This window comes from Rhizobium sp. P32RR-XVIII (assembly GCF_012641395.1).
GTDB lineage: Bacteria > Pseudomonadota > Alphaproteobacteria > Rhizobiales > Rhizobiaceae > Rhizobium.
Genome location: NZ_JABAIH010000009.1, coordinates 38,217 through 55,255 on the forward strand (window position 1 = coordinate 38,217; position 17,039 = coordinate 55,255).

A 17,039-nucleotide genomic window follows, 5' to 3' on the forward strand; every position below is an offset into this window, starting at 1 on the left:
GGATATGGCTATGGCAACATCTTACGACTATGCACCTTTGTTCCGCTCGAGCGTTGGCTTTGACCGGGTCTTCAATCTTCTCGAAAATGCCCAGCGCGCCCGCTCGATCAGCGATTGGCCGCCCTATGACATCGTCAAGACTGGCGATGACAGTTATCGCATCTCGATTGCGGTGGCGGGCTTTGCCCAGGATGATCTCGACATCACCTTCGAATCCAATCTACTGACGGTCACCGGCAAGAAGCAGGAGACGGCGTCCGAAGGCTATCTGCATCGCGGCATCGCCGCCCGGCCGTTCGAGCACCGGTTCGAGCTGGCAGACCATGTCAGGGTGAACGGCGCCGATCTGAAGAACGGTCTCCTGTCGATCGATCTCGTTCGAGAAATCCCGGAGGCCCTTAAGCCGCGGAAGATCGACATCCAGACCAATCCGGCTCTTGCACGCCCGGCCGCCCCGGCGCAGATCGAAGCGCAGAAGGCCGCCTAATCAGAGCTTTGGAGAAAGGGCGTCGTCGTCACGGCGCCCGTCAACATCGCGGGTTGGAAAGGAGAGCGTCATGAAACCCGACATGTTCAAACAACCTGTGTCCATTCTTGTCGGCCTTGGCATTCGCGCCGAGGTTCGCAGCGTCATGGACGCCTATCGACATCTTTCCGAATGGCCTCAATCACTTAGGGACGCCGCCGATTCGGTTGCGCTGAAGGCTTGCCGCGCGGCACTGCTCGGCGAGATAGAAGCAGAGACTGCGCGGGGCCTGTTTGCCGCCTTTGCCGAAAAGCACGATTTGCTGGCGCCGGAGATTGATGCCATCGCCGCGTCTCACCTTCGGCGAGACAGAGATCCGCACGTGCGTTAAGGAGGCTCGACATGCACGATATGTTGCAGCGGGCCGCGAGCAATGCCAGGACGATGGATCCAGCGATCTTGCTCCAGGGCATGCAGCTTCAGCGGCCGATCGACGTGGTGAAAGCGACTGCACTGTCAGCCGACGACAAACGGACCATTTTGGCGGCATGGGCTTCAGACTTTTATGCGACCGATTCGAAGCCGGCGTTCCGTCATATTCCCGGAACACCGGAGCCTGTTTCGATCGATGAAATCCAGTCTGCGCTCAGAGAGCTCGACCGGCGGTACGGTTTCTGATCTCGGCGATCTTAGGCTGCCTGTTTCATCGACTTGCCGAGCCTAGCCAAATTGGAGAGCCAATTGGCTCTCCACAGATTCGTGCGCCGCGCCCACTCGGTTTCTCAAGGCAACGCGGATGACCGTCTTACCCGGGCGCCGCTCAGTCGAATTGAAGGTCGCGACCGCATCACCCAGGCTAGAGACTTTGCCGATGTTCGATCTCGGAAAGCTGTGCGCGATCAGACGAATATCCGTCGGTCCAACGGCTGTTACATGGCCGAGGATCGATGGCGTCCCGATCATGAAACGAGCGATCAGTCCGGCTCGAAGCCATTCGAGTTCGGCGTTGACGAATGCCGCCGCGTGAACCTTTACGACGACGTCGTTTATCGCACTCTGCGGCTCGGGCCGCTCCACCAGCTTCATTCCGGCCGTGCATGCAGCCTGGTCCGACTACAATCGCTTTCATGAGAATCATCTCCCCTATGTGTGTTGGTTGGTTCGGTAATTTAAGAGGCGTGGAGGTGTCTTCTCGATCCCACGCAGATCGCTGTCGGCGGGACGCCCGCGGCCAAGGGTTTAACGTCGGCTTCCTGTGTACGTCGCGCCACGAGCCCGGTCTTTCTGGCTTCAATTGTGCGCCAGTGGCGGTCGCTTCATTGTCAGAAGTTCTCTCACATCGTGCAGATCATCTGCCGAGGCGATACCGAGCGTCAGCCATTTTCCGTCGATGTATGTTTTCGCTTCATCGTAGAGATTGACCAATTGCGGGCGCCAGACGTAACGCCGTTCCTCGAACTTCTCGCGTTCTGCTCCGCCCATGACCACTAGGGCAGAGAACCGGCGGTATTCTGGCACCAACGTGGTGAATGCCTTGGTTTTCTTATAGCGCAAGGACCAGCCGCGGTTCTTGCCGCCGTAGAGCCAGTCCGGCTCGAAAACTGCAGGATAAAACCCGTCGATCCAAGTGCGCAGTTCGGACCAGTGGCCGAACGCCTCTGGTCCGAGCCATTCGCGCACAGCGATGTCATCGGGCGGTGCTGATTTGTCGGTGATCCTGTCGCCAACTTTGAAAAGGGTACTAACTGATGAAAACATCTGAAGCCTCTCATTCATGGTTCGGCGGCGGCCGGAGGTTAGGATGCTGGCGCCAAAACGTATATGTGCGTCCTCAGAATGCTCCCGGCTACGATTGCCGGCGCGAGCGAGACTGACTGCCGGCGCTGGCGAGCACCGCAGGGTAATTGTGGAATTCTCGCAGGTGCTCTACGGCGGTCAGGTCGAGAGCAGCGAGCGCTTTGCTCCTCGCTAACGGCGCATGGTCCCAGTCGAGGAAAGCAGTGCCCTGTAATGGGAGAAATTGTTGGGTCTTCAGCCCAATGGCGCTGAGTGCCACCGACAGATAGGGCGTGAGAAAATCCGGCTGGTTGGCTCGCTCACCAGTATAGAAGCCGCCGGACGCGACGCCGATAAACACCGGCCGGTCTCGCAGCATTCCCTCTTTTCCCGCCGGCGTCGACTTCATTGTGCGGCCGACACGCAGGATCTGGTCGATCCAAGCTTTGAGAACCGAGGGAATAGTCAAATTGTGCATCGGCGTTCCGATGACAACCACATCGGCCGCTTCGACCTCCGCAATAAGCGCCTCCGAAAGATCGAGAGAACCCGTCGGCGGGGCGGCCAACGTGCCCGGTGAGGCCAACGCTGCGGCGTAGAGGGCAACGGTTTGCGGCAGGGGGTCTGCCCCAATGTCACGCCGGCTGATGCCTGCCCCAGACGCAACCTCGAGAAGCCTTTCGACGATTGCCGCCGAAAGCGCGCGACTATGCGATTCCAGACGAGGGCTGCTATCAATATGGAGGATGTTCATGTGATCGATCCCAGCTGGTTCAAAAGGTTGCGATGGGAGAGTTAGATCGATCCAGCCGGTGTATGCACGGCAATAAACCGCCAGTTCTGCAGATGGAAGGATGTCGGCGCCGAAGTGCCGATCCGCACCAGGTCGCGGATCTGATCATCGCTCAGTGTGGCGTTGGGGTCGTAGTACTTGGCGGCGCTACGGCTCAGAATGTCTCGATGACGGCGTTCGTCGGCGTCGATCGTGTCGGCGCGGTCCGCGCATGGATTTCGGCGGCTGCGGCGGTTGCCGTTTCGTTAGAGGCGATGCTGATGTAGTTCATTGGGTGGCTCCTCATCAAGTGATTATGGAGCCCAATTTACGGCCGGCAGTGAAAATATCGAGACTGTATTTTCCCAATATGATGCGTGAAAGGATCAAATTGAGGCGTCGCAATCTCGGGCCGCGCGTTTAGCCGCCAGCGTGCGCCAGTCGGCGCCATTCCCCCGGCGTCATCCCCATTCTTTCGGCAAAGACGCGGCGGAATGCCGAAACAGATTGATACCGACCGTCTCGGCCACAGCCTCGGTGCTGACTGCCGGCTTTTCCACTCGTTGGCTGCCAGACTCATGCGGAGATCGGTCAACAAATCGAGGGGCCGCAGCGCGGGCGACCCTTTATTCGCGATCGTCCTCAGACGTGGAAGCAAATCATGGCGAAGGCGGCACCATCTCGGTCCCGCCTCGCCACGTGATCTGGGGCGAAAGGATCGACCGATAATCGATTACCGTCTTGCGCGACCGAACCGTCGCGAGTCGCTTCGTGTTTCAAGGCCGGCGAGTATCGCCCGCAGGAATCTTTTGAGATGGGACTTCATGCTCGCCATTTCGAGCTCCTTTGGTCGGTCATGTAGGCGCGCCAGCCTCCCAATTCGGTGATTTCGCGCGCGCCTTCGATTGCATGAGCCTCGCAGAGAAAACCTGAAACCTGAGAACCGTCGTCAAGCGTTATCTTACCGATGCCGAGCGGGGCCGGGATATTCTGCACAAAACGGCCGAAAGCTTCCGGAGTGACTTTCCAAACCTCAACTTCGAGGCCTTTGCCGTCAAGGCCAGGTTCGCGGATCAGGCCCGGCTTCGGCGGGTTAGTATCCGGTAGAACGAAGAGGCGGTAATCGGGTGCAGTGCGGCAGGATTTGACCCGCCTGCCGCCTGTTCGGGTCAGTTCATGGTTGAGAGGCATGCCGGTAAGATGCGCCCCGACGACGACGATCGGCACCAAGCCGTCATCGGCCTGCGGCACCCGGCTTGCCTCCGGTATTGCCGCCAGGCGGTCCTTGCCCATTCCTGCATTCAATGTTCGGTGCATGGCGTCGGCAAAGGGGGCGAGGGCGTCATCGGTATAGGCCAGCCCGATCAGAGTCACGCCGGCTGGGAGATGACCATTGGCATCGAAACCGGCTGGAATGGCGATCGCCGCGCAATCGAGCAGATTGACGAAGTTGGTGTAACGACCGAAATGGCCGTTTTTCACAATCGGATCCGCCATCATTTCTTCGACCGTGTAGGTGGTCGGCGAGGTCGGCACCATCAGAATATCAGCTTTTGCCCATTCCTTTCCGGTCTTTTGGCGCAGCGCTTCGAGCTTGTATCTGCCTTCGAAGGCGGCGACCGCGTCATAGGCTCTCGCGCCCTCAATGATGGTACGGACCGTCGGGTCGAAGTCGGCGGCGTTCGTCGCGAGAAAATCCTTAACGGCCGCCAGGCGTTCAGCGACCCAGGGGCCGTTGTAGAGCAGTTCGGCCGCCTGCCGGAACGGCGCGTAGTTGAAGCGAACGATGGTGGCGCCGAGTGCGCGCGCTCTTTCGATCGCGGCATCATAGAGCGCTTCGACGTGCCTGTTGCCGAAGAATTCCCGCTCGGCTCCATCGAGCACACCGATCCGCAGACCGGAGGCGGGCAGGCTGGATGGAACCGCCTTGCGCGAAAACGGATCGGCGGCATCGTAGCCCTCCATCACCTTGCGGATCGCGACGCCGTCGCCGACTGTACCAGCAAAGACGGTGACGACATCGACGCTGCGGCAGGCAGGCACCACCCCAACATTCGGCACTAGTCCCGGTGTCGGTTTGATGCCGACGAGATTGTTGAAAGCCGCCGGCACCCGACCAGAGCCTGCCGTGTCCGTGCCGAGCGCGAAGCTTGCCAGGCCCGAGGCGACGGCAACCGCTGAGCCGGAGCTCGAGCCGCCCGACACATAATTCTCGTCGAAGACCGAGCGAGGCGCTCCGTAGGGCGAGCGTGTACCGTTGAGACCGGTCGCGAACTGGTCGAGATTGGTCTTGCCGATGACGATCGCGCCCGCGGCTCGCAGCCGCGCGACCACAGTTGCGTCCTTTTCGGGATGATAGGCGAAGGCAGGGCAGCCGGCCGTCGTCGGCAGCCCCGCCACATCGATATTGTCCTTCACAGCGAAGGGAATGCCCCAGAGCGGCAGGCAGTTTGCCTCCGGGGCGCGCTCCGTCAGGGCGCGCGCCTCGGCCCGCAGCGTATCAGCAGGCGTCGGCGTGATGAAGATCGCCGGATCCTTCGAGGCTGTACGACGGGCAATCACAGTCTCGATAACGTCGAGCGGGGTAGTGCCGGCCGCATAGGCTGCACGAAGGCTTGCCAGGTCCAGAATAGTCGGCAGCATGGTTCAGCATTCCTCCAGAACAACAATGATATCGCCCGCTTTGACGTTTCGCCCGGGTCCGGCACGCAGATCACGGACGCGACCCGGCGCATGTGCGGTGACGTTGATTTCCATTTTCATGGATTCGATAATGGCAAGCGTGTCTCCAGCGGCGACCGGTGCGCCCGGCTCGACCAGTAGTTTCCAGATATTGCCGGGTACGGCGCTGGCAACGCCGAAGCAACCTTCTGGAATATCCCCGTCCGGGCTCTCACCGGTGCCTTCGTCAGTGACGAAGCTGTCGAGGCCCGCCTCTTTCCAGCGCTGGCGCTCGGCATCGAAAGCCGCCTGCTGGCTCGCCTTGAAGATCCCAATGGAGGTGGCGTTCGCCTTTAATTCCCTCTCATAGGCGGTGTAGGAGAATTCCGTCTCCTCGATCCGGATGGGATAACCGCCATGCGGGAAGGCGCCGCGGGCTTCTGCCAATTCCCTATGATCGACCGGGAAGAAGCGGATCTGGTCGAAGAAATCGAGCAGCCACGGCTTGTTCTTGGGGAAAACCGGCGTCCGCCGCCAGGTGTTCCAGACTTGAATGGTACGGCCGAAAAGCTGGTAGCCGCCAGGCCCTTCCATGCCATAGATACACATATAGGCCCCGCCGATACCAACGGCATTTTCCGGCGTCCAGGTGCGGGCCGGATTGTATTTCGTCGTCACCAGCCTGTGGCGCGGATCGACGGGCGTCGCGACCGGCGCGCCTAGATAGACGTCGCCGAGGCCGAGCACGAGATAGCTGGCGTCGAAGACGACGTCGTGCACCGCCTGTTCGTCCGCCAGCCCGTTGATGCGGCGGATGAACTCGATGTTGGAGGGGCACCAGGGCGCGCTTGGCCGCACGAGTTCCTGATACTTGCGCATGGCGAGTTCGGCATCCGGGTCGTTCCAGGACAGCGGCAGATGCACGATGCGGCTCGGAACCTTGACGTCTTGCGCTAAAGGCAGACTCGCCTCGATCTCGGCCAACAGGCCGAGCAGACGTTTGCGGGTCAACGCAGTGTCATCATAATGGATTTGCAGCGAGCGGATGCCGGGCGTGAGGTCGATGATGCCGGGCAGGCGCGCCTGTGATACGGCCTGCATCAAGAGATGCACCCTGAGCCGCAAGGCGATATCGAGGGTCATCGGCCCATATTCGACCAACAGATTGTCATCACCCTGCCGGCGGTAGACGACCGAGACAGGTCCATCGTGGCGTTGCCCGATGATCGGCGAGCCCGCCTCTTCCTTCGCCCGATGCACCACTGGGCCGGCAATCGGATCTTCAGGCCGCGCGACGGGATGGAAGCGGATGCGGTCGCCCGGCTTGAACTGGCCCATCTTCCACTGCTCGTCACGGGCGATCACTGCCGGGCAGACGAAGCCGCCGAGGCTCGGCCCGTCCGGTCCGAGAATGATCGGCATGTCGCCAGTGAAGTCGATAGCGCCGATCGCATAGGCATTGTCATGCAGGTTGGAGGGATGAAGGCCGGCCTCGCCGCCATCGCTGCGCGCCCATGTCGGGGCGGGACCGATCAGGCGCACGCCAGTGCGCGCGCTGTTGAAATGCACCTCGTAGCGAGTCGAAAACAGTGTCTCGATATCGCCATCCTGAAAGAAATCGGGTGCGCCATGCGGACCATAGACGACACCGACTTCCCATTCGCGCGTCAATTCCGCAGGCTCTGTTGCCGGCTTCGGCGCATCGGCTGCGGCCTGACGGGCAAGATGCAGCACATGACCGGTCTTCAGCGTGCCGGTGGCATTGCCGCCGAATTGGCCGAGCCCGAATGTCGCGCGCGAGCCAAGCACGACCGGGGCGGCGAAACCGCCTGCTACGGCGAGGTATGCGCGCTGCCCAGGTCCATCGATGCTGCCGATCGAGAGGATCTGGCCGGCGCGGATCATCACGGCCTCGCCATGCGGCAGCTTCTCGCCGTCGACGCTCATCGCCATCCTCGCGCCAGCAAGCGCGACCACCGTATCAGTGTGGAACTTCAGCACCGGGCCGGACACTGTCAGCTCCAGTGCTGCCACCGTGTCGCCATTGCCGACGAGGCGGTTGGCGTGGCGGAAGGAGCGCTCATCCATCGGTCCGCTCGGTGGCACGCCGACATGCCAGAGGCCAAGGCGGCCCGGCAGTTCCTGAATGCTCGATTGGGCGCCAGGCGCGATCACCTCGATGACATCGGGCACGAAGGAAAAGTCGCGGAGCGCCGTCGTCGCAACCTTGCCGCTGGCAAGAAGTTCCGAGCCGGCAACAGCGCGAAGATAATCCAGATTGGTTTCGATACCCGATATCGACGTTCCCTTGAGGGCCGTCTTCAGCTTTTCGATCGCCGTCGGTCGATCTTCAGCAGCCACGATCACCTTGGCGAGCATCGGATCATAGAAGGGCGTCACTTCCGTTCCGGTCTCGATCCAGCCGTCGATGCGCGCATCCTCGGGGAAGGAGACTTCTGTCAGCAGGCCGGCGCTCGGGCGGAAATCGGCATGCGGCATCTCGGCATAGACGCGCACTTCGATTGCGGCTCCCTTCGGCTGCAGCGCTTCCGCACCCGAGAGCATATCCTCAGCTGCCGCCTGGCGGATCATCCATTCGACGAGATCGACGCCGAACACGGCTTCGGTGACCGGATGCTCGACCTGAAGGCGGGTATTCACCTCGAGGAAGTAGAACTCCTCGCGTAGGGGATCGTAGATGAACTCGACGGTACCGGCGCACTCGTAGGAGACCGCCGCGCCGAGGTCGACGGCTGCCTTGTGCAGGCGCGCGCGCGTGGCGGCAGAAAGGCCGGGGGCTGGAGTCTCCTCGACCACCTTCTGGTTTCGCCGCTGCAGCGAGCAGTCGCGCTCGCCGAGCGCGATGACCTTGCCTTCGCCATTGCCGAAGATCTGCACCTCGACATGCCGTGCCTCGGCCACGAAACGCTCGATATAGACGCGCGCATCGCCGAAGCTTGCCTGTGCGGTGCGCTGCACGCTTTCGAAGGATGCCTTCAGGCTTTCGGGATCGGCGCAGAGCTGCATGCCGATGCCGCCGCCACCGGCCGTGCTTTTCAGCATCACGGGATAGCCGATCGTTTCGGCTGCGGCGAGTGCTTCATCGGCACTCGACAGCAGACTGGTGCCGGGCAGCAGCGGCACGCCGCTCGCCTGGGCGAGTTCGCGTGCCGTATGCTTCAGGCCGAAGGCCGAGAGGTGTTCGGGCCGCGGGCCGATGAAGGCGATGCCTTCGGCGGCAAGTCGTTCGGCAAAGCCGATATTTTCCGACAGGAAGCCGTAGCCGGGATGCACCGCCTCCGCCCCCGTCGCCTTGCAGGCGGCGATGACCGCATCGACATTGAGATAGCTTTCGCTCGCCGAGGCCGGGCCGAGGCGCACGGCTTCGTCGGCCAGCAGTGAGGCCTTTGCAAAGCGGTCGGCATCGGAATAGACGGCGACGGAAGCAATGCCCATCCGTCGCAGCGTCTTGATGACCCGGATGGCGATTTCGCCCCGGTTGGCGATCAGGACTTTCTTGAACATGATCAGGCCTCGCCATCCCAGATCAGCACCCGGATCGGCGTCGGATCGAAGCCGTTGCAGGGATTGTTGATCTGCGGGCAGTTGGAGATAACGCAGAGCACGTCCATCTCGGCGACGAGTTCCACGTAGTCGCCCGGCGCCGAAATGCCGTCGACGATCGTCATCTCGCCGGTCGGCTGGATCGGCACGTTCATGAAGAAATTGATGTTGGGCACGATATCGCGCTTACCCATTCCGTGTTTCGAAACTTCGAGCAGGAAGTTGTCGCGGCAGGCATGAAGATATTTCGTGCCGTGGCCGAAGCGCACCGTATTGCTCTCGCATGAGCAGGCGCCGGCCGAGGTGTCATGGCGGCCGCAACTGTCGGCTGTCATCGTCAGCATGACGTTACCTTCGCTCGACATGATCTTCGTGCCGATGCCGACATAGGAGGCACCCTGCATGCGCATCGTATCCTGGTTGGAATAGCGCTCGGAGAAATCGTCGGCACGGTAGAAAAGCGTGTCGATTGCCTGCTGGCCGTAACTGTCCTCGATGCGGATCGTCTGGCCCTTGCGCACGACGCCGGACCACGGCGCTTCGGCGGCGATGAAATGGTCCTCCACAGCGGCTTCCAGGCTGCGGGCAGGGGAGGTCTGGATGAAATCGGACATGGTCTCCTCCTCAGGCCTGCATCAGGGCGTTGTTTTCGAAGCCGCGCACGGCTTCGGCACTTGCCGTGCGGCAAAGATCATCCGCAGCGGCGACCGCCGCCTCGTAGCGGGCGATGACGACGGGCTTCGGCTGGTACGTCGGATCGGGATCGAGCGGATGCGGACAATTGGAAAAGCCGACCAGCATGTCCATCTCGGCACGCAGCTCCACATAGTCGCCGCTGTTGGACCGCTTGCCCTGCCAGCCGAAACCGCCGGCCTTGGCAAGGCGCACGGGCGCGAAAAGATTGAGGATGCCGGGGATGTCGCGGCGGTCGAGGCCGAGCTTGCCGGCAACGAGAACCAGGTTGTCGCGGGTGTTGCGTGTCTTTTCACCCGGATATTTCGCGGCGTTCGAGGCAGAAGTCGATCCGCCCATCAGGCAATCATGCGCGCCGGAACTGTCTTCGATCATCGAGAACATGACGCGGCCCATATCGGAGAAAATCACGCGACCCTTGCCGAGCGCCGTCGTCCACTGGACCTTGGCGGTATCGACGAGGTTGATCCGCTCGCTCGTATCGGCGGCGTTCCAGGCGATCAGCGCCACGGTGGAATTGCCCTCCGCCTGATCGATGCGGACCGCTTCGCCGCGCAAAAGCTTCGTCGACCAGTACCAGCCGCCCGGAATGATCTCCTGGTGGATGACAGTAGCCGCATCGATGGCTGGCGCCGGCAGCGTGCTCAGGCCAGGCAGGGCCTTGGGCGCGAATTCCAGCCCCTTCTTCTGATGCTCCTCGTAGCGCGCACGGTTTGCGGCGATCTCTTCGGGCGAGCGTCTCACATGTATCATGGCTTCTCTCCTGACGGTGCCAGGTCGTCCCGGCTATGCCCCAGGGAAGCGACCGGGCCGTCCCGGTCGGGGCTGAAGATCGATGGCTGGCCGGCAAGGCGTGGCGGCCAGATGGAAATGTCCTTGGTAATGGTGGCGCCGTAGCGCTCCTTCTCTTCGGGCCGGTCGCGCCGCCGCTCGAAGGCAACGACGCGGCTTGCCAGCGTGAAGGCTTCGCGCATGTCATGCGTGACCATGACGACAGTCATCCGCGTCTCATTCCAGAGCCGTTTCATCAGCGTGTGGATCTCGGCGCGGATGCCTGGATCGAGCGCGCCGAAGGGCTCGTCGAGCAAAAGTATCTTGGGCTTCATGATGAGCGCCTGGGCAAGCGCAAGGCGTTGCTGCATGCCCCCGGAAAGCTGTGCCGGGTACTTGCCTTCCGAGCCCGCGAGACCGACCTCAGCAATCAGCTGGTGGGCTTCCTCGATGGCACTGCGGCGGGCTGCACCGAAAAGTTTTGCCCTGTAGCGTGCGGCGGTCAGTTCCTTGCCGAGCAGCACGTTGCAGAGAACGGTCAGGTGCGGGAAAACGGAATAGCGCTGAAAGACAACGCCGCGATCAGGCCCCGGCTCCGGCGGCAGCGCCTCGCCATCGAGCAGGATCTTGCCCTTGGTCGGCTGTTCCTGGCCGAGCAACATGCGCAGGAAGGTGGTCTTGCCGCAGCCGGAAGGGCCCACGAGAGCAACGAAGGCGCGCGAGGCGACTGTCAGTGACACGTCTTCGAGCACGATCTGGTCGCCATATTCCTTCCAGACCTTTTCGATCTTCAATTCGCTCATGCCTGCTTCTCCAGTTCGGACCAGGGGAAGACGGCGATGCGCAGGCGATCGAGCAGGGCGTTCATCGCCACCGCAAGCAGGGTGATCCAGACGACATAGGGAAAGATGATATCCATCGAGAGATAGCGGCGGACGAGAAAGATGCGGTAGCCGAGGCCGGAATCAGAGGAGATCGCTTCGGCGGCGATCAGGAACAGCCAGGCCGGGCCGAGCTGCAGCCTCAGGCAGGTGATCAGCCGTGGCAGGATCTGCGGCAGCACGACCCGCAGGCCGATCTGCCAGGAGGAGCCGCCCAGCGTCTCTGCCTTGACGATCTGCTCGCGCGGCAGCTCCAATGCCTTCAGCGCAAGATCGCGGATCATCGTCGGCGCCACGCCGATGACGATGAGGGCGATCTTCGACGTTTCGCCGAGCCCCATGACGATGAAGAGGATTGGCAGGAGGGCCAGCGGCGGCACCATGGAAATGACTGCAACGAAAGGAGAAAGCAGTGCCCTGAGGTAAGGCAGCATGCCGACCAGCATGCCCACAATGAGCGCGATCGCGGTGGAAATGCCGAGGCCGGCAAGCAGGCGGATCAGGCTGGCGCCAGTATCCGACCAGAGCAGATAGTCGCCGGTGCGCTGGTCGGCCACGAAAGCCAGGCGGTTGATCGCATCGGCAAAGCCGGCAAGGTTCGGCAGAAGCTTGTCATTGGCGTTTGCCGCCAGCCGCTCGGCCGAGCCGACAGTATAGGCCACGACGAGCAGGACGAACGGCAGCAGCATCAGGGCGAACTGCGCGCCGCGGCCTGGCTTCGTGTTGATCCAACGCATGAGAAAGTGCTCCGCTGGTAGGGGAAAGAGGCGGCGCGGCAGATCCTGCCGCCTAGCGCGATCAGAGCGATCCGTCGGCGGCGGCCTTCATGTAGGTCTCGCTGAAGCGCAGCTTCACATTGCCGGTATCCCCCAGCACCTTGCCGTCTGGCATTTCGATGCCGATAACGTCAGGAGAGGGAGCACCATTGCCGAGCAGGCCTTTCTCGAAGAGGAAGTTGCGCACAAGATCCATGGTCTTCGGTAGTGTGGGCGAAGCGGTGAAGGCCACGGCATCGGCCGGCTTGTCGAACAGTTTGGTGGCGGCAAGCTGGGCTTCGAAACCGGTGAGATCCGTGCCGGACGCGGACCCCATGACCTCCCGGGCCGCCTTGCCCTCGGCACTATTGTCCCTCAGCAGCGCGGCAGTCTCATACCAGATGCCAGCAAGCGCCTTGCCGAAATTCGGGTTGTCCTTCAGCACTTCGGTATTGGCGACCATCAGGTCGATGATTTCGCCAGGCACTTGCGAACTGTCGAAAACCTTCTTGGCCGAAGGATCTTCGAGGATGGTGGAGACGAGTGGGTTCCAGGTAACGACTGCGGTGACATCAGGCGTCTTATAGGCGGCCACCATATCGGCATCTGAGGTGTTGACCACCTTCACATCACGTTCGGTTAGCTTGATGCTTTCGAGCGCACGCGCAAGCAGATAATGCGAAACGGAAAACTCGACGAGGTTGACGTTCTGGCCCTTGATATCGGCCAGGCTGGCCTTGTCTTTCAGGATGACGGCGTCGTTACCGTTCGAAAAGTCGCCGACGATGACGGCGGTCGTATCGACACCGCCGGCAGCCGGGATCGACAGGCCATCCATATTGGTCAGGGTCACGGCATCGAATGCGCCGGCCGTATACTGGTTCATCGACTCCACATAGTCGTTGAACTGAGTGACATCGATCTTGATGCCGTATTTGTCGGCCCATTTTTTAACAATGCCATGGTCGGCGGCATAACCCCACGGCATCCAGCCGACATAGATCGACCATGCGACCTTGAATTCGGTCTTCTGCTCGGCCCTGGCAACAGAGCCTATCCCAAGCACCAGCGAAGCGGCGAGGGCGGTTACCGAAAAGATCTTCGAAAAAGTCTGCATTGAAATTCCCCTTTTGCTTTTCTTCAAAAGGGATCGGCAATGACCATCGCGCCGCCAATCCCTTGGCTTACGAGGTCTCCCGGGCTTTTATCCCGCCGTGCACCCGGCGGAATTTCTCTTCCGCCGGTGGTGGCTCTCGGACCAGTCGCACTTCTACAAAGCGCCGGAACCCTAGCCACCAACTCAACAAATTCCCTGCAAGAGGTGTGCCACCTTGTAACAGGTTGATTTCTCAAGCCTCTACACCTTGAGCATCTAGGATTGTGTACACTCTGCGGCATTTGCTTAATATTTGAGCACGGACCGACGCCTGCTTAGGAGCGTCGTTCTGGTGTGCGAGACGCAACCGAAGCTATTTTCAAAGAGTGGCATGGAGGCAGGCGATTTTTGAAAAGCGCATCTCTGTCGGCCCCAGCGGTCTCGAGGGCCACCTTAAAAAACCTCTATTGCCGATTGTTCATTGGTGGCGAATACTTCCGGATGACTATCTGGCTGCGTTCCTGGCGGTTGGGCGCGAGCGAAGCTTTACGAAGGCGGCCGCCAGGTTGGGTGTGTCACAATCGGCTCTGAGCCAGACCGTCGGCCAGCTTGAGGAGCGGATTGGCCTCCGGTTGCTGACGCGAACGACGCGAAGCGTTTCACCAACGGAGGCGGGCGAGCGCTTGTTACAGAATGTCGGACCACATCTGGATGCGGTGGCGGCGCAAATCGAGGAATTGAGCGAACTTCGCGAACGACCTGCCGGCACGATCAAGATAACCGCTGGCGACCATGCGATTGCCACGTTGCTATGGCCGAAGCTGCGTGGCTTGCTTGCGACTTATCCCGACATCAAACTCGAAATCAGTGCGGATGCCGGACTGACCGACATTTCGGCCCATGGCTTCAATGCCGGGTGCGATTGGGCGATCAGGTTGCAAAGGACATGATTTCCGCGCGCGTCGGCCCGGATATCCGGTTCCTGGTTGTCGGAAGCCCGAGCTACTTTGCCGATCGTGCCTCGCCCGTTATGCCGCAGGATCTGGTCGAGCACATCTGTGTCAACCTGCGGCTTCCCACCTTCGGCGGCCTGTACGCGTGGGAGTTCGAAAAGGATGGTCAGGAACTCAAGGTGCGCGTCGAAGGGCAACTCGTCTTCAACAACATTTTCCATGTACTCGACGCCGCTCTGGAAGGCTTCGGGCTCGCTCATGTCCCTGAGGATATCGCTAAGCCTCATCTTGCTAACGGTCGGCTACGCCGGGTGCTCGATGACTGGTGTCCGCCCTGGCCTGGTTATCACTTATACTATTCAAGCCGCCGGCAGGCTTCGCCTGCGTTCGCAGTCGTCCTTGAGGCGTTGCGCATACGCACGTGAGTTGCCGCTTCCCAACAAAAGGGCGCGAAAGCGAGGCCTCTTTTCCGGAAATCCTGTGCGACACGTTCTGCTTCTTAGATGGCGCCCGCGAGCCGCACGCCTGGACAGCTTGTGCGTGTTGGGCCTAATCGCGCCGAGCGGTTGAAAGTGCTACAGCGGTCGAACCGTTCTTTTCTACCAAGGTTGGGGAAAGGCACCGGCTCGGTCTGTCGATGGCACGTGCTTTGGCTCTGCAGCTTGGTGGCATCGCAGGAGATACGCAGCCAAGTCGGTGTTGGCACGGAAATCGAGTCTGGCTTCCGGTCGGTGGCGACTTATACACTGCCGCGTCACGGACCACATGATGCCTGGCATGGATGGCACCGAGCTCGCGACGCGTACGTGCGGAACATTTGCAGGTACAAGTCCTCCTCGTCTCCAGCTACGTCGAGCGTGAAGGAGCGGCGTCTGATTTGCCCCGACTGACGAAACCCCTCCGAAGCGACGAACTGGCCGCAAGCCTGGCGGCGCTGACCGTGTCAAGGAATGTCGGTTAGAAGATGGGGTCTCCGCGCTTCTCGAACCTGATGATTTTCATCTTGCCTGCTCACTCCCGTGGAGCGTCCCGCCTCGGCAGGGACTTTGCGTGAGCGGCCGCTTCGCCGGAGTAGGGGAAATCCTCCCCGATCTGGAGTGTGCCATCGTAGACCTTGAAGATAGGCCCGTCGATCTCGACAATTTTATAGCCGTTTACGTATTCGATCTTAGGCGTTTTCCAACCCATCGTGGCTTTCCTGTTTAAAGTTCGACATGTTTCTTGGCGGATGAGGACCACCTATCTCCATCAGCTGCTGGGGGATCCGGTCACAAGAGTCACCATCGCGTACCTCGATTACGCGAATCGTACCACGTCAATCAAGCTGAACTCTGACGCGTTGTGTTAGTCGACCAGCGCCGACGTCTTTTTCCATCGAGTCCTCGCGCGACGTTTAAACCGATACAATCTGGGGGCGAAACCGACATCTGACAAAAACTAAGCGTTGACGCGGTCGTCTCGGTCCCGTATAGATGCGTCATCGATCTTTTGCTTGCCGAGCTTTGTCTATCGCGCGATTGGCACCGCGCTCTAAGCGAACTCCCCTTTCAAAAATAGTCGGTTTCCATCTGCGCAGCATCCGCTTCGCGGTCCCTCACTCTATGCTTTGAAAAGGTTCATCATGACCACTGGCACAGTAAAATGGTTCAATTCCACCAAAGGCTTCGGCTTCATTCAGCCTGATAATGGCGGCGCTGACGCCTTCGTTCACATCTCGGCTGTCGAACGCGCTGGAATGCGCGAACTCGTCGAAGGCCAAAAGATCGGCTTCGAACTTGAGCGCGACAGGAAGTCGGGCAAGATGTCGGCCTGCAATCTGCAGTCCGCCTGATCGGTATCTGCTTTCCTTTGACCACGGATGTACTGGCACTGCCGGAAGCAGGTATCACTTTGAGGCCAGGCAGTTTGCCTGGCCTTTTTCGTTCCGTTCACAAGATGAACCTATCAGGATTTTTCGATGACACAGACCTACAGTAAATCTCGCCAAGCGGCGGAGATTGCCTTCGGTAATCTCCAGACCCAGCTCTTCGCCAAAAATCACGCAATGGACGAACTCGAAGCGATCGCTCAGTCTCGAGTCGCCAAGACTCAAAGGTTGCGGGAGGCGCGGCTGGCGAAGGAGCTCGCCGACCGGACCTCTGCTACGTCAGCCCTGCTTGCCAAACGTGGCCAAAGGGGCTGATCGAACCTCTCCTCATCAGGATAAAAAATTGAAGAACATCAGACACAGAACTCGCCGATCCTCGATCCGCAGCTGCGGAGGCTAAAGCATCGCTTCTCAGTGCATACCGTGCTGCAAAGGCTGCTGCAGAGCCCTTGCGGGTTGCGAGGCAAGCCGAGCGCATCTCGGTTGGTGAAGCTCGTGAAGCCCGCCGTGCTGAAAGGCAACGCCTGAAGCTTGAGGAGCGCATGCTCCTGGAAGCGCAGGTGGCTGAAGAGCAAGCGGCCGCGGAGGCCGCAGCCATGGCAGAAACCAGGGCGCGTGCGTAGGCTGAGAATGCCCGTATCGCCCGGGTGGTCGAAGATGAAGCTGCTCGGAAGGCAGAGCGAGACAGACGCTACGCAAACCGCAAGGCTAGACAGGCTTAGCCTTCACACTCCTGAAATCGCGTTGGTGAACGATATCACTGACCAGGAGCTGTGGCACAATC

16 protein-coding genes, 4 pseudogenes and 1 riboswitch are annotated in these 17,039 nt (G+C 60.6%); of the genes and pseudogenes, 7 read left to right on the forward strand and 13 right to left on the reverse strand.

Going from position 1 to position 17,039, the window contains the following annotated elements:
* Positions 1–10: 10 nt before the first annotated feature.
* The 3 genes from HGP14_RS23155 to HGP14_RS23165 all read left to right on the forward strand — a co-directional run bounded on the left by HGP14_RS23155 (position 11) and on the right by HGP14_RS23165 (position 1,144).
* Positions 11–487, forward strand: a complete 477-nt coding sequence (locus HGP14_RS23155) for an Hsp20 family protein (RefSeq protein ID WP_168832237.1) — start codon at positions 11–13, stop codon at positions 485–487.
* Between the two features lie 70 nt (positions 488–557).
* Positions 558–857: a DUF982 domain-containing protein gene (locus tag HGP14_RS23160; protein ID WP_168832238.1), complete on the forward strand. Its 300-nt coding sequence runs from the start codon at positions 558–560 to the stop codon at positions 855–857.
* Positions 858–868: 11 nt separating this feature from the next.
* Positions 869–1,144 carry a hypothetical protein gene (locus tag HGP14_RS23165; RefSeq protein ID WP_168832239.1) on the forward strand — a complete coding sequence of 92 codons (276 nt, stop codon included), beginning with the start codon at positions 869–871 and terminating at the stop codon, positions 1,142–1,144.
* A 42-nt stretch (positions 1,145–1,186) separates the two neighbouring features.
* Here the strand turns inward: HGP14_RS23165 and HGP14_RS36705 are convergent, their stop codons facing one another.
* The 12 genes and pseudogenes from HGP14_RS36705 to HGP14_RS23225 all read right to left on the reverse strand — a co-directional run bounded on the left by HGP14_RS36705 (position 1,187) and on the right by HGP14_RS23225 (position 13,456).
* Entirely contained in the window at positions 1,187–1,543 is a 357-nt protein-coding gene (locus HGP14_RS36705; RefSeq protein ID WP_409527097.1) for a hypothetical protein, read from the reverse strand.
* Positions 1,544–1,756: 213 nt separating this feature from the next.
* On the reverse strand, positions 1,757–2,242 hold the full coding sequence (locus tag HGP14_RS23175; protein WP_246704550.1) for a DUF3788 domain-containing protein: 486 nt from the start codon (positions 2,240–2,242) through the stop codon (positions 1,757–1,759).
* 70 nt (positions 2,243–2,312) lie between these two features.
* Positions 2,313–2,996 (reverse strand): FMN-dependent NADH-azoreductase, encoded by a 684-nt coding sequence (locus tag HGP14_RS23180; RefSeq protein ID WP_168832240.1) that lies wholly within the window; start codon positions 2,994–2,996, stop codon positions 2,313–2,315.
* 56 nt (positions 2,997–3,052) lie between these two features.
* Positions 3,053–3,306, reverse strand: a pseudogene (locus HGP14_RS35640) (nitroreductase family protein); the annotation flags it as partial.
* Positions 3,307–3,434: 128 nt separating this feature from the next.
* Positions 3,435–3,618 (reverse strand): annotated as a pseudogene (locus HGP14_RS35645) (helix-turn-helix domain-containing protein); the annotation flags it as partial.
* Positions 3,619–3,836: 218 nt separating this feature from the next.
* A complete protein-coding gene (gene atzF, locus HGP14_RS23195) occupies positions 3,837–5,657 on the reverse strand; it encodes an allophanate hydrolase (RefSeq protein WP_168832241.1) in 1,821 nt (606 codons plus the stop codon).
* A 3-nt stretch (positions 5,658–5,660) separates the two neighbouring features.
* Positions 5,661–9,200: an urea carboxylase gene (gene uca / locus HGP14_RS23200; protein WP_168832242.1), complete on the reverse strand. Its 3,540-nt coding sequence runs from the start codon at positions 9,198–9,200 to the stop codon at positions 5,661–5,663.
* A gap of 2 nt (positions 9,201–9,202) precedes the next feature.
* The gene (locus tag HGP14_RS23205) at positions 9,203–9,853 is read right to left on the reverse strand and encodes an urea amidolyase associated protein UAAP2 (RefSeq protein WP_168832243.1); all 651 of its coding nucleotides are present in this window, start codon (positions 9,851–9,853) and stop codon (positions 9,203–9,205) included.
* A gap of 10 nt (positions 9,854–9,863) precedes the next feature.
* Positions 9,864–10,685, reverse strand: coding sequence for an urea amidolyase associated protein UAAP1 (locus tag HGP14_RS23210; RefSeq protein ID WP_168832244.1), 822 nt, complete (start codon positions 10,683–10,685; stop codon positions 9,864–9,866).
* Positions 10,682–11,506: an ABC transporter ATP-binding protein gene (locus tag HGP14_RS23215; RefSeq protein WP_168832245.1), complete on the reverse strand. Its 825-nt coding sequence runs from the start codon at positions 11,504–11,506 to the stop codon at positions 10,682–10,684. Before HGP14_RS23215 ends, HGP14_RS23210 begins: the two co-directional genes overlap by 4 nt.
* Complete coding sequence (locus tag HGP14_RS23220; protein ID WP_168832246.1) at positions 11,503–12,321, reverse strand: ABC transporter permease; 819 nt, start codon at positions 12,319–12,321, stop codon at positions 11,503–11,505. Before HGP14_RS23220 ends, HGP14_RS23215 begins: the two co-directional genes overlap by 4 nt.
* A 61-nt stretch (positions 12,322–12,382) precedes the next feature.
* Positions 12,383–13,456, reverse strand: coding sequence for a putative urea ABC transporter substrate-binding protein (locus HGP14_RS23225; RefSeq protein WP_168832247.1), 1,074 nt, complete (start codon positions 13,454–13,456; stop codon positions 12,383–12,385).
* A 74-nt stretch (positions 13,457–13,530) separates the two neighbouring features.
* Positions 13,531–13,642, reverse strand: a riboswitch (guanidine-I (ykkC/yxkD leader).
* A gap of 284 nt (positions 13,643–13,926) precedes the next feature.
* Between HGP14_RS23225 and HGP14_RS23230 the strand changes: the two are divergent.
* Positions 13,927–14,813, forward strand: a pseudogene (locus HGP14_RS23230) (LysR family transcriptional regulator).
* Positions 14,814–15,399: 586 nt separating this feature from the next.
* On the opposite strand, the gene HGP14_RS23235 reads toward HGP14_RS23230, so the two are convergent.
* On the reverse strand, positions 15,400–15,576 hold the full coding sequence (locus tag HGP14_RS23235; protein ID WP_168832248.1) for a hypothetical protein: 177 nt from the start codon (positions 15,574–15,576) through the stop codon (positions 15,400–15,402).
* 433 nt (positions 15,577–16,009) lie between these two features.
* On the opposite strand from HGP14_RS23235, the gene HGP14_RS23240 reads away from it, so the two are divergent.
* The 3 genes and pseudogenes from HGP14_RS23240 to HGP14_RS35650 all read left to right on the forward strand — a co-directional run.
* Positions 16,010–16,219, forward strand: coding sequence for a cold-shock protein (locus HGP14_RS23240; protein WP_168832249.1), 210 nt, complete (start codon positions 16,010–16,012; stop codon positions 16,217–16,219).
* Positions 16,220–16,345: 126 nt separating this feature from the next.
* Entirely contained in the window at positions 16,346–16,570 is a 225-nt protein-coding gene (locus tag HGP14_RS23245) for a hypothetical protein (protein WP_168832250.1), read from the forward strand.
* 41 nt (positions 16,571–16,611) lie between these two features.
* Positions 16,612–16,977 (forward strand): annotated as a pseudogene (locus HGP14_RS35650) (DUF6481 family protein); the annotation flags it as partial.
* Positions 16,978–17,039 lie beyond the last annotated feature (62 nt).

What these genes read in the sequence shown, in the direction of transcription:
- HGP14_RS23155 (WP_168832237.1), top strand. Translation starts at nt 11, where the DNA reads ATGGCAACATCTTACGACTATGCACCTTTGTTCCGCTCGAGCGTTGGC.
- HGP14_RS23160 (WP_168832238.1), top strand. Translation starts at nt 558, where the DNA reads ATGAAACCCGACATGTTCAAACAACCTGTGTCCATTCTTGTCGGCCTT.
- HGP14_RS23165 (WP_168832239.1), top strand. Translation starts at nt 869, where the DNA reads ATGCACGATATGTTGCAGCGGGCCGCGAGCAATGCCAGGACGATGGAT.
- HGP14_RS23175 (WP_246704550.1), bottom strand. Translation starts at nt 2,242, where the DNA reads ATGAATGAGAGGCTTCAGATGTTTTCATCAGTTAGTACCCTTTTCAAA.
- HGP14_RS23180 (WP_168832240.1), bottom strand. Translation starts at nt 2,996, where the DNA reads ATGAACATCCTCCATATTGATAGCAGCCCTCGTCTGGAATCGCATAGT.
- atzF (WP_168832241.1), bottom strand. Translation starts at nt 5,657, where the DNA reads ATGCTGCCGACTATTCTGGACCTGGCAAGCCTTCGTGCAGCCTATGCG.
- uca (WP_168832242.1), bottom strand. Translation starts at nt 9,200, where the DNA reads ATGTTCAAGAAAGTCCTGATCGCCAACCGGGGCGAAATCGCCATCCGG.
- HGP14_RS23205 (WP_168832243.1), bottom strand. Translation starts at nt 9,853, where the DNA reads ATGTCCGATTTCATCCAGACCTCCCCTGCCCGCAGCCTGGAAGCCGCT.
- HGP14_RS23210 (WP_168832244.1), bottom strand. Translation starts at nt 10,685, where the DNA reads ATGATACATGTGAGACGCTCGCCCGAAGAGATCGCCGCAAACCGTGCG.
- HGP14_RS23215 (WP_168832245.1), bottom strand. Translation starts at nt 11,506, where the DNA reads ATGAGCGAATTGAAGATCGAAAAGGTCTGGAAGGAATATGGCGACCAG.
- HGP14_RS23220 (WP_168832246.1), bottom strand. Translation starts at nt 12,321, where the DNA reads ATGCGTTGGATCAACACGAAGCCAGGCCGCGGCGCGCAGTTCGCCCTG.
- HGP14_RS23225 (WP_168832247.1), bottom strand. Translation starts at nt 13,456, where the DNA reads ATGCAGACTTTTTCGAAGATCTTTTCGGTAACCGCCCTCGCCGCTTCG.
- HGP14_RS23235 (WP_168832248.1), bottom strand. Translation starts at nt 15,576, where the DNA reads ATGGGTTGGAAAACGCCTAAGATCGAATACGTAAACGGCTATAAAATT.
- HGP14_RS23240 (WP_168832249.1), top strand. Translation starts at nt 16,010, where the DNA reads ATGACCACTGGCACAGTAAAATGGTTCAATTCCACCAAAGGCTTCGGC.
- HGP14_RS23245 (WP_168832250.1), top strand. Translation starts at nt 16,346, where the DNA reads ATGACACAGACCTACAGTAAATCTCGCCAAGCGGCGGAGATTGCCTTC.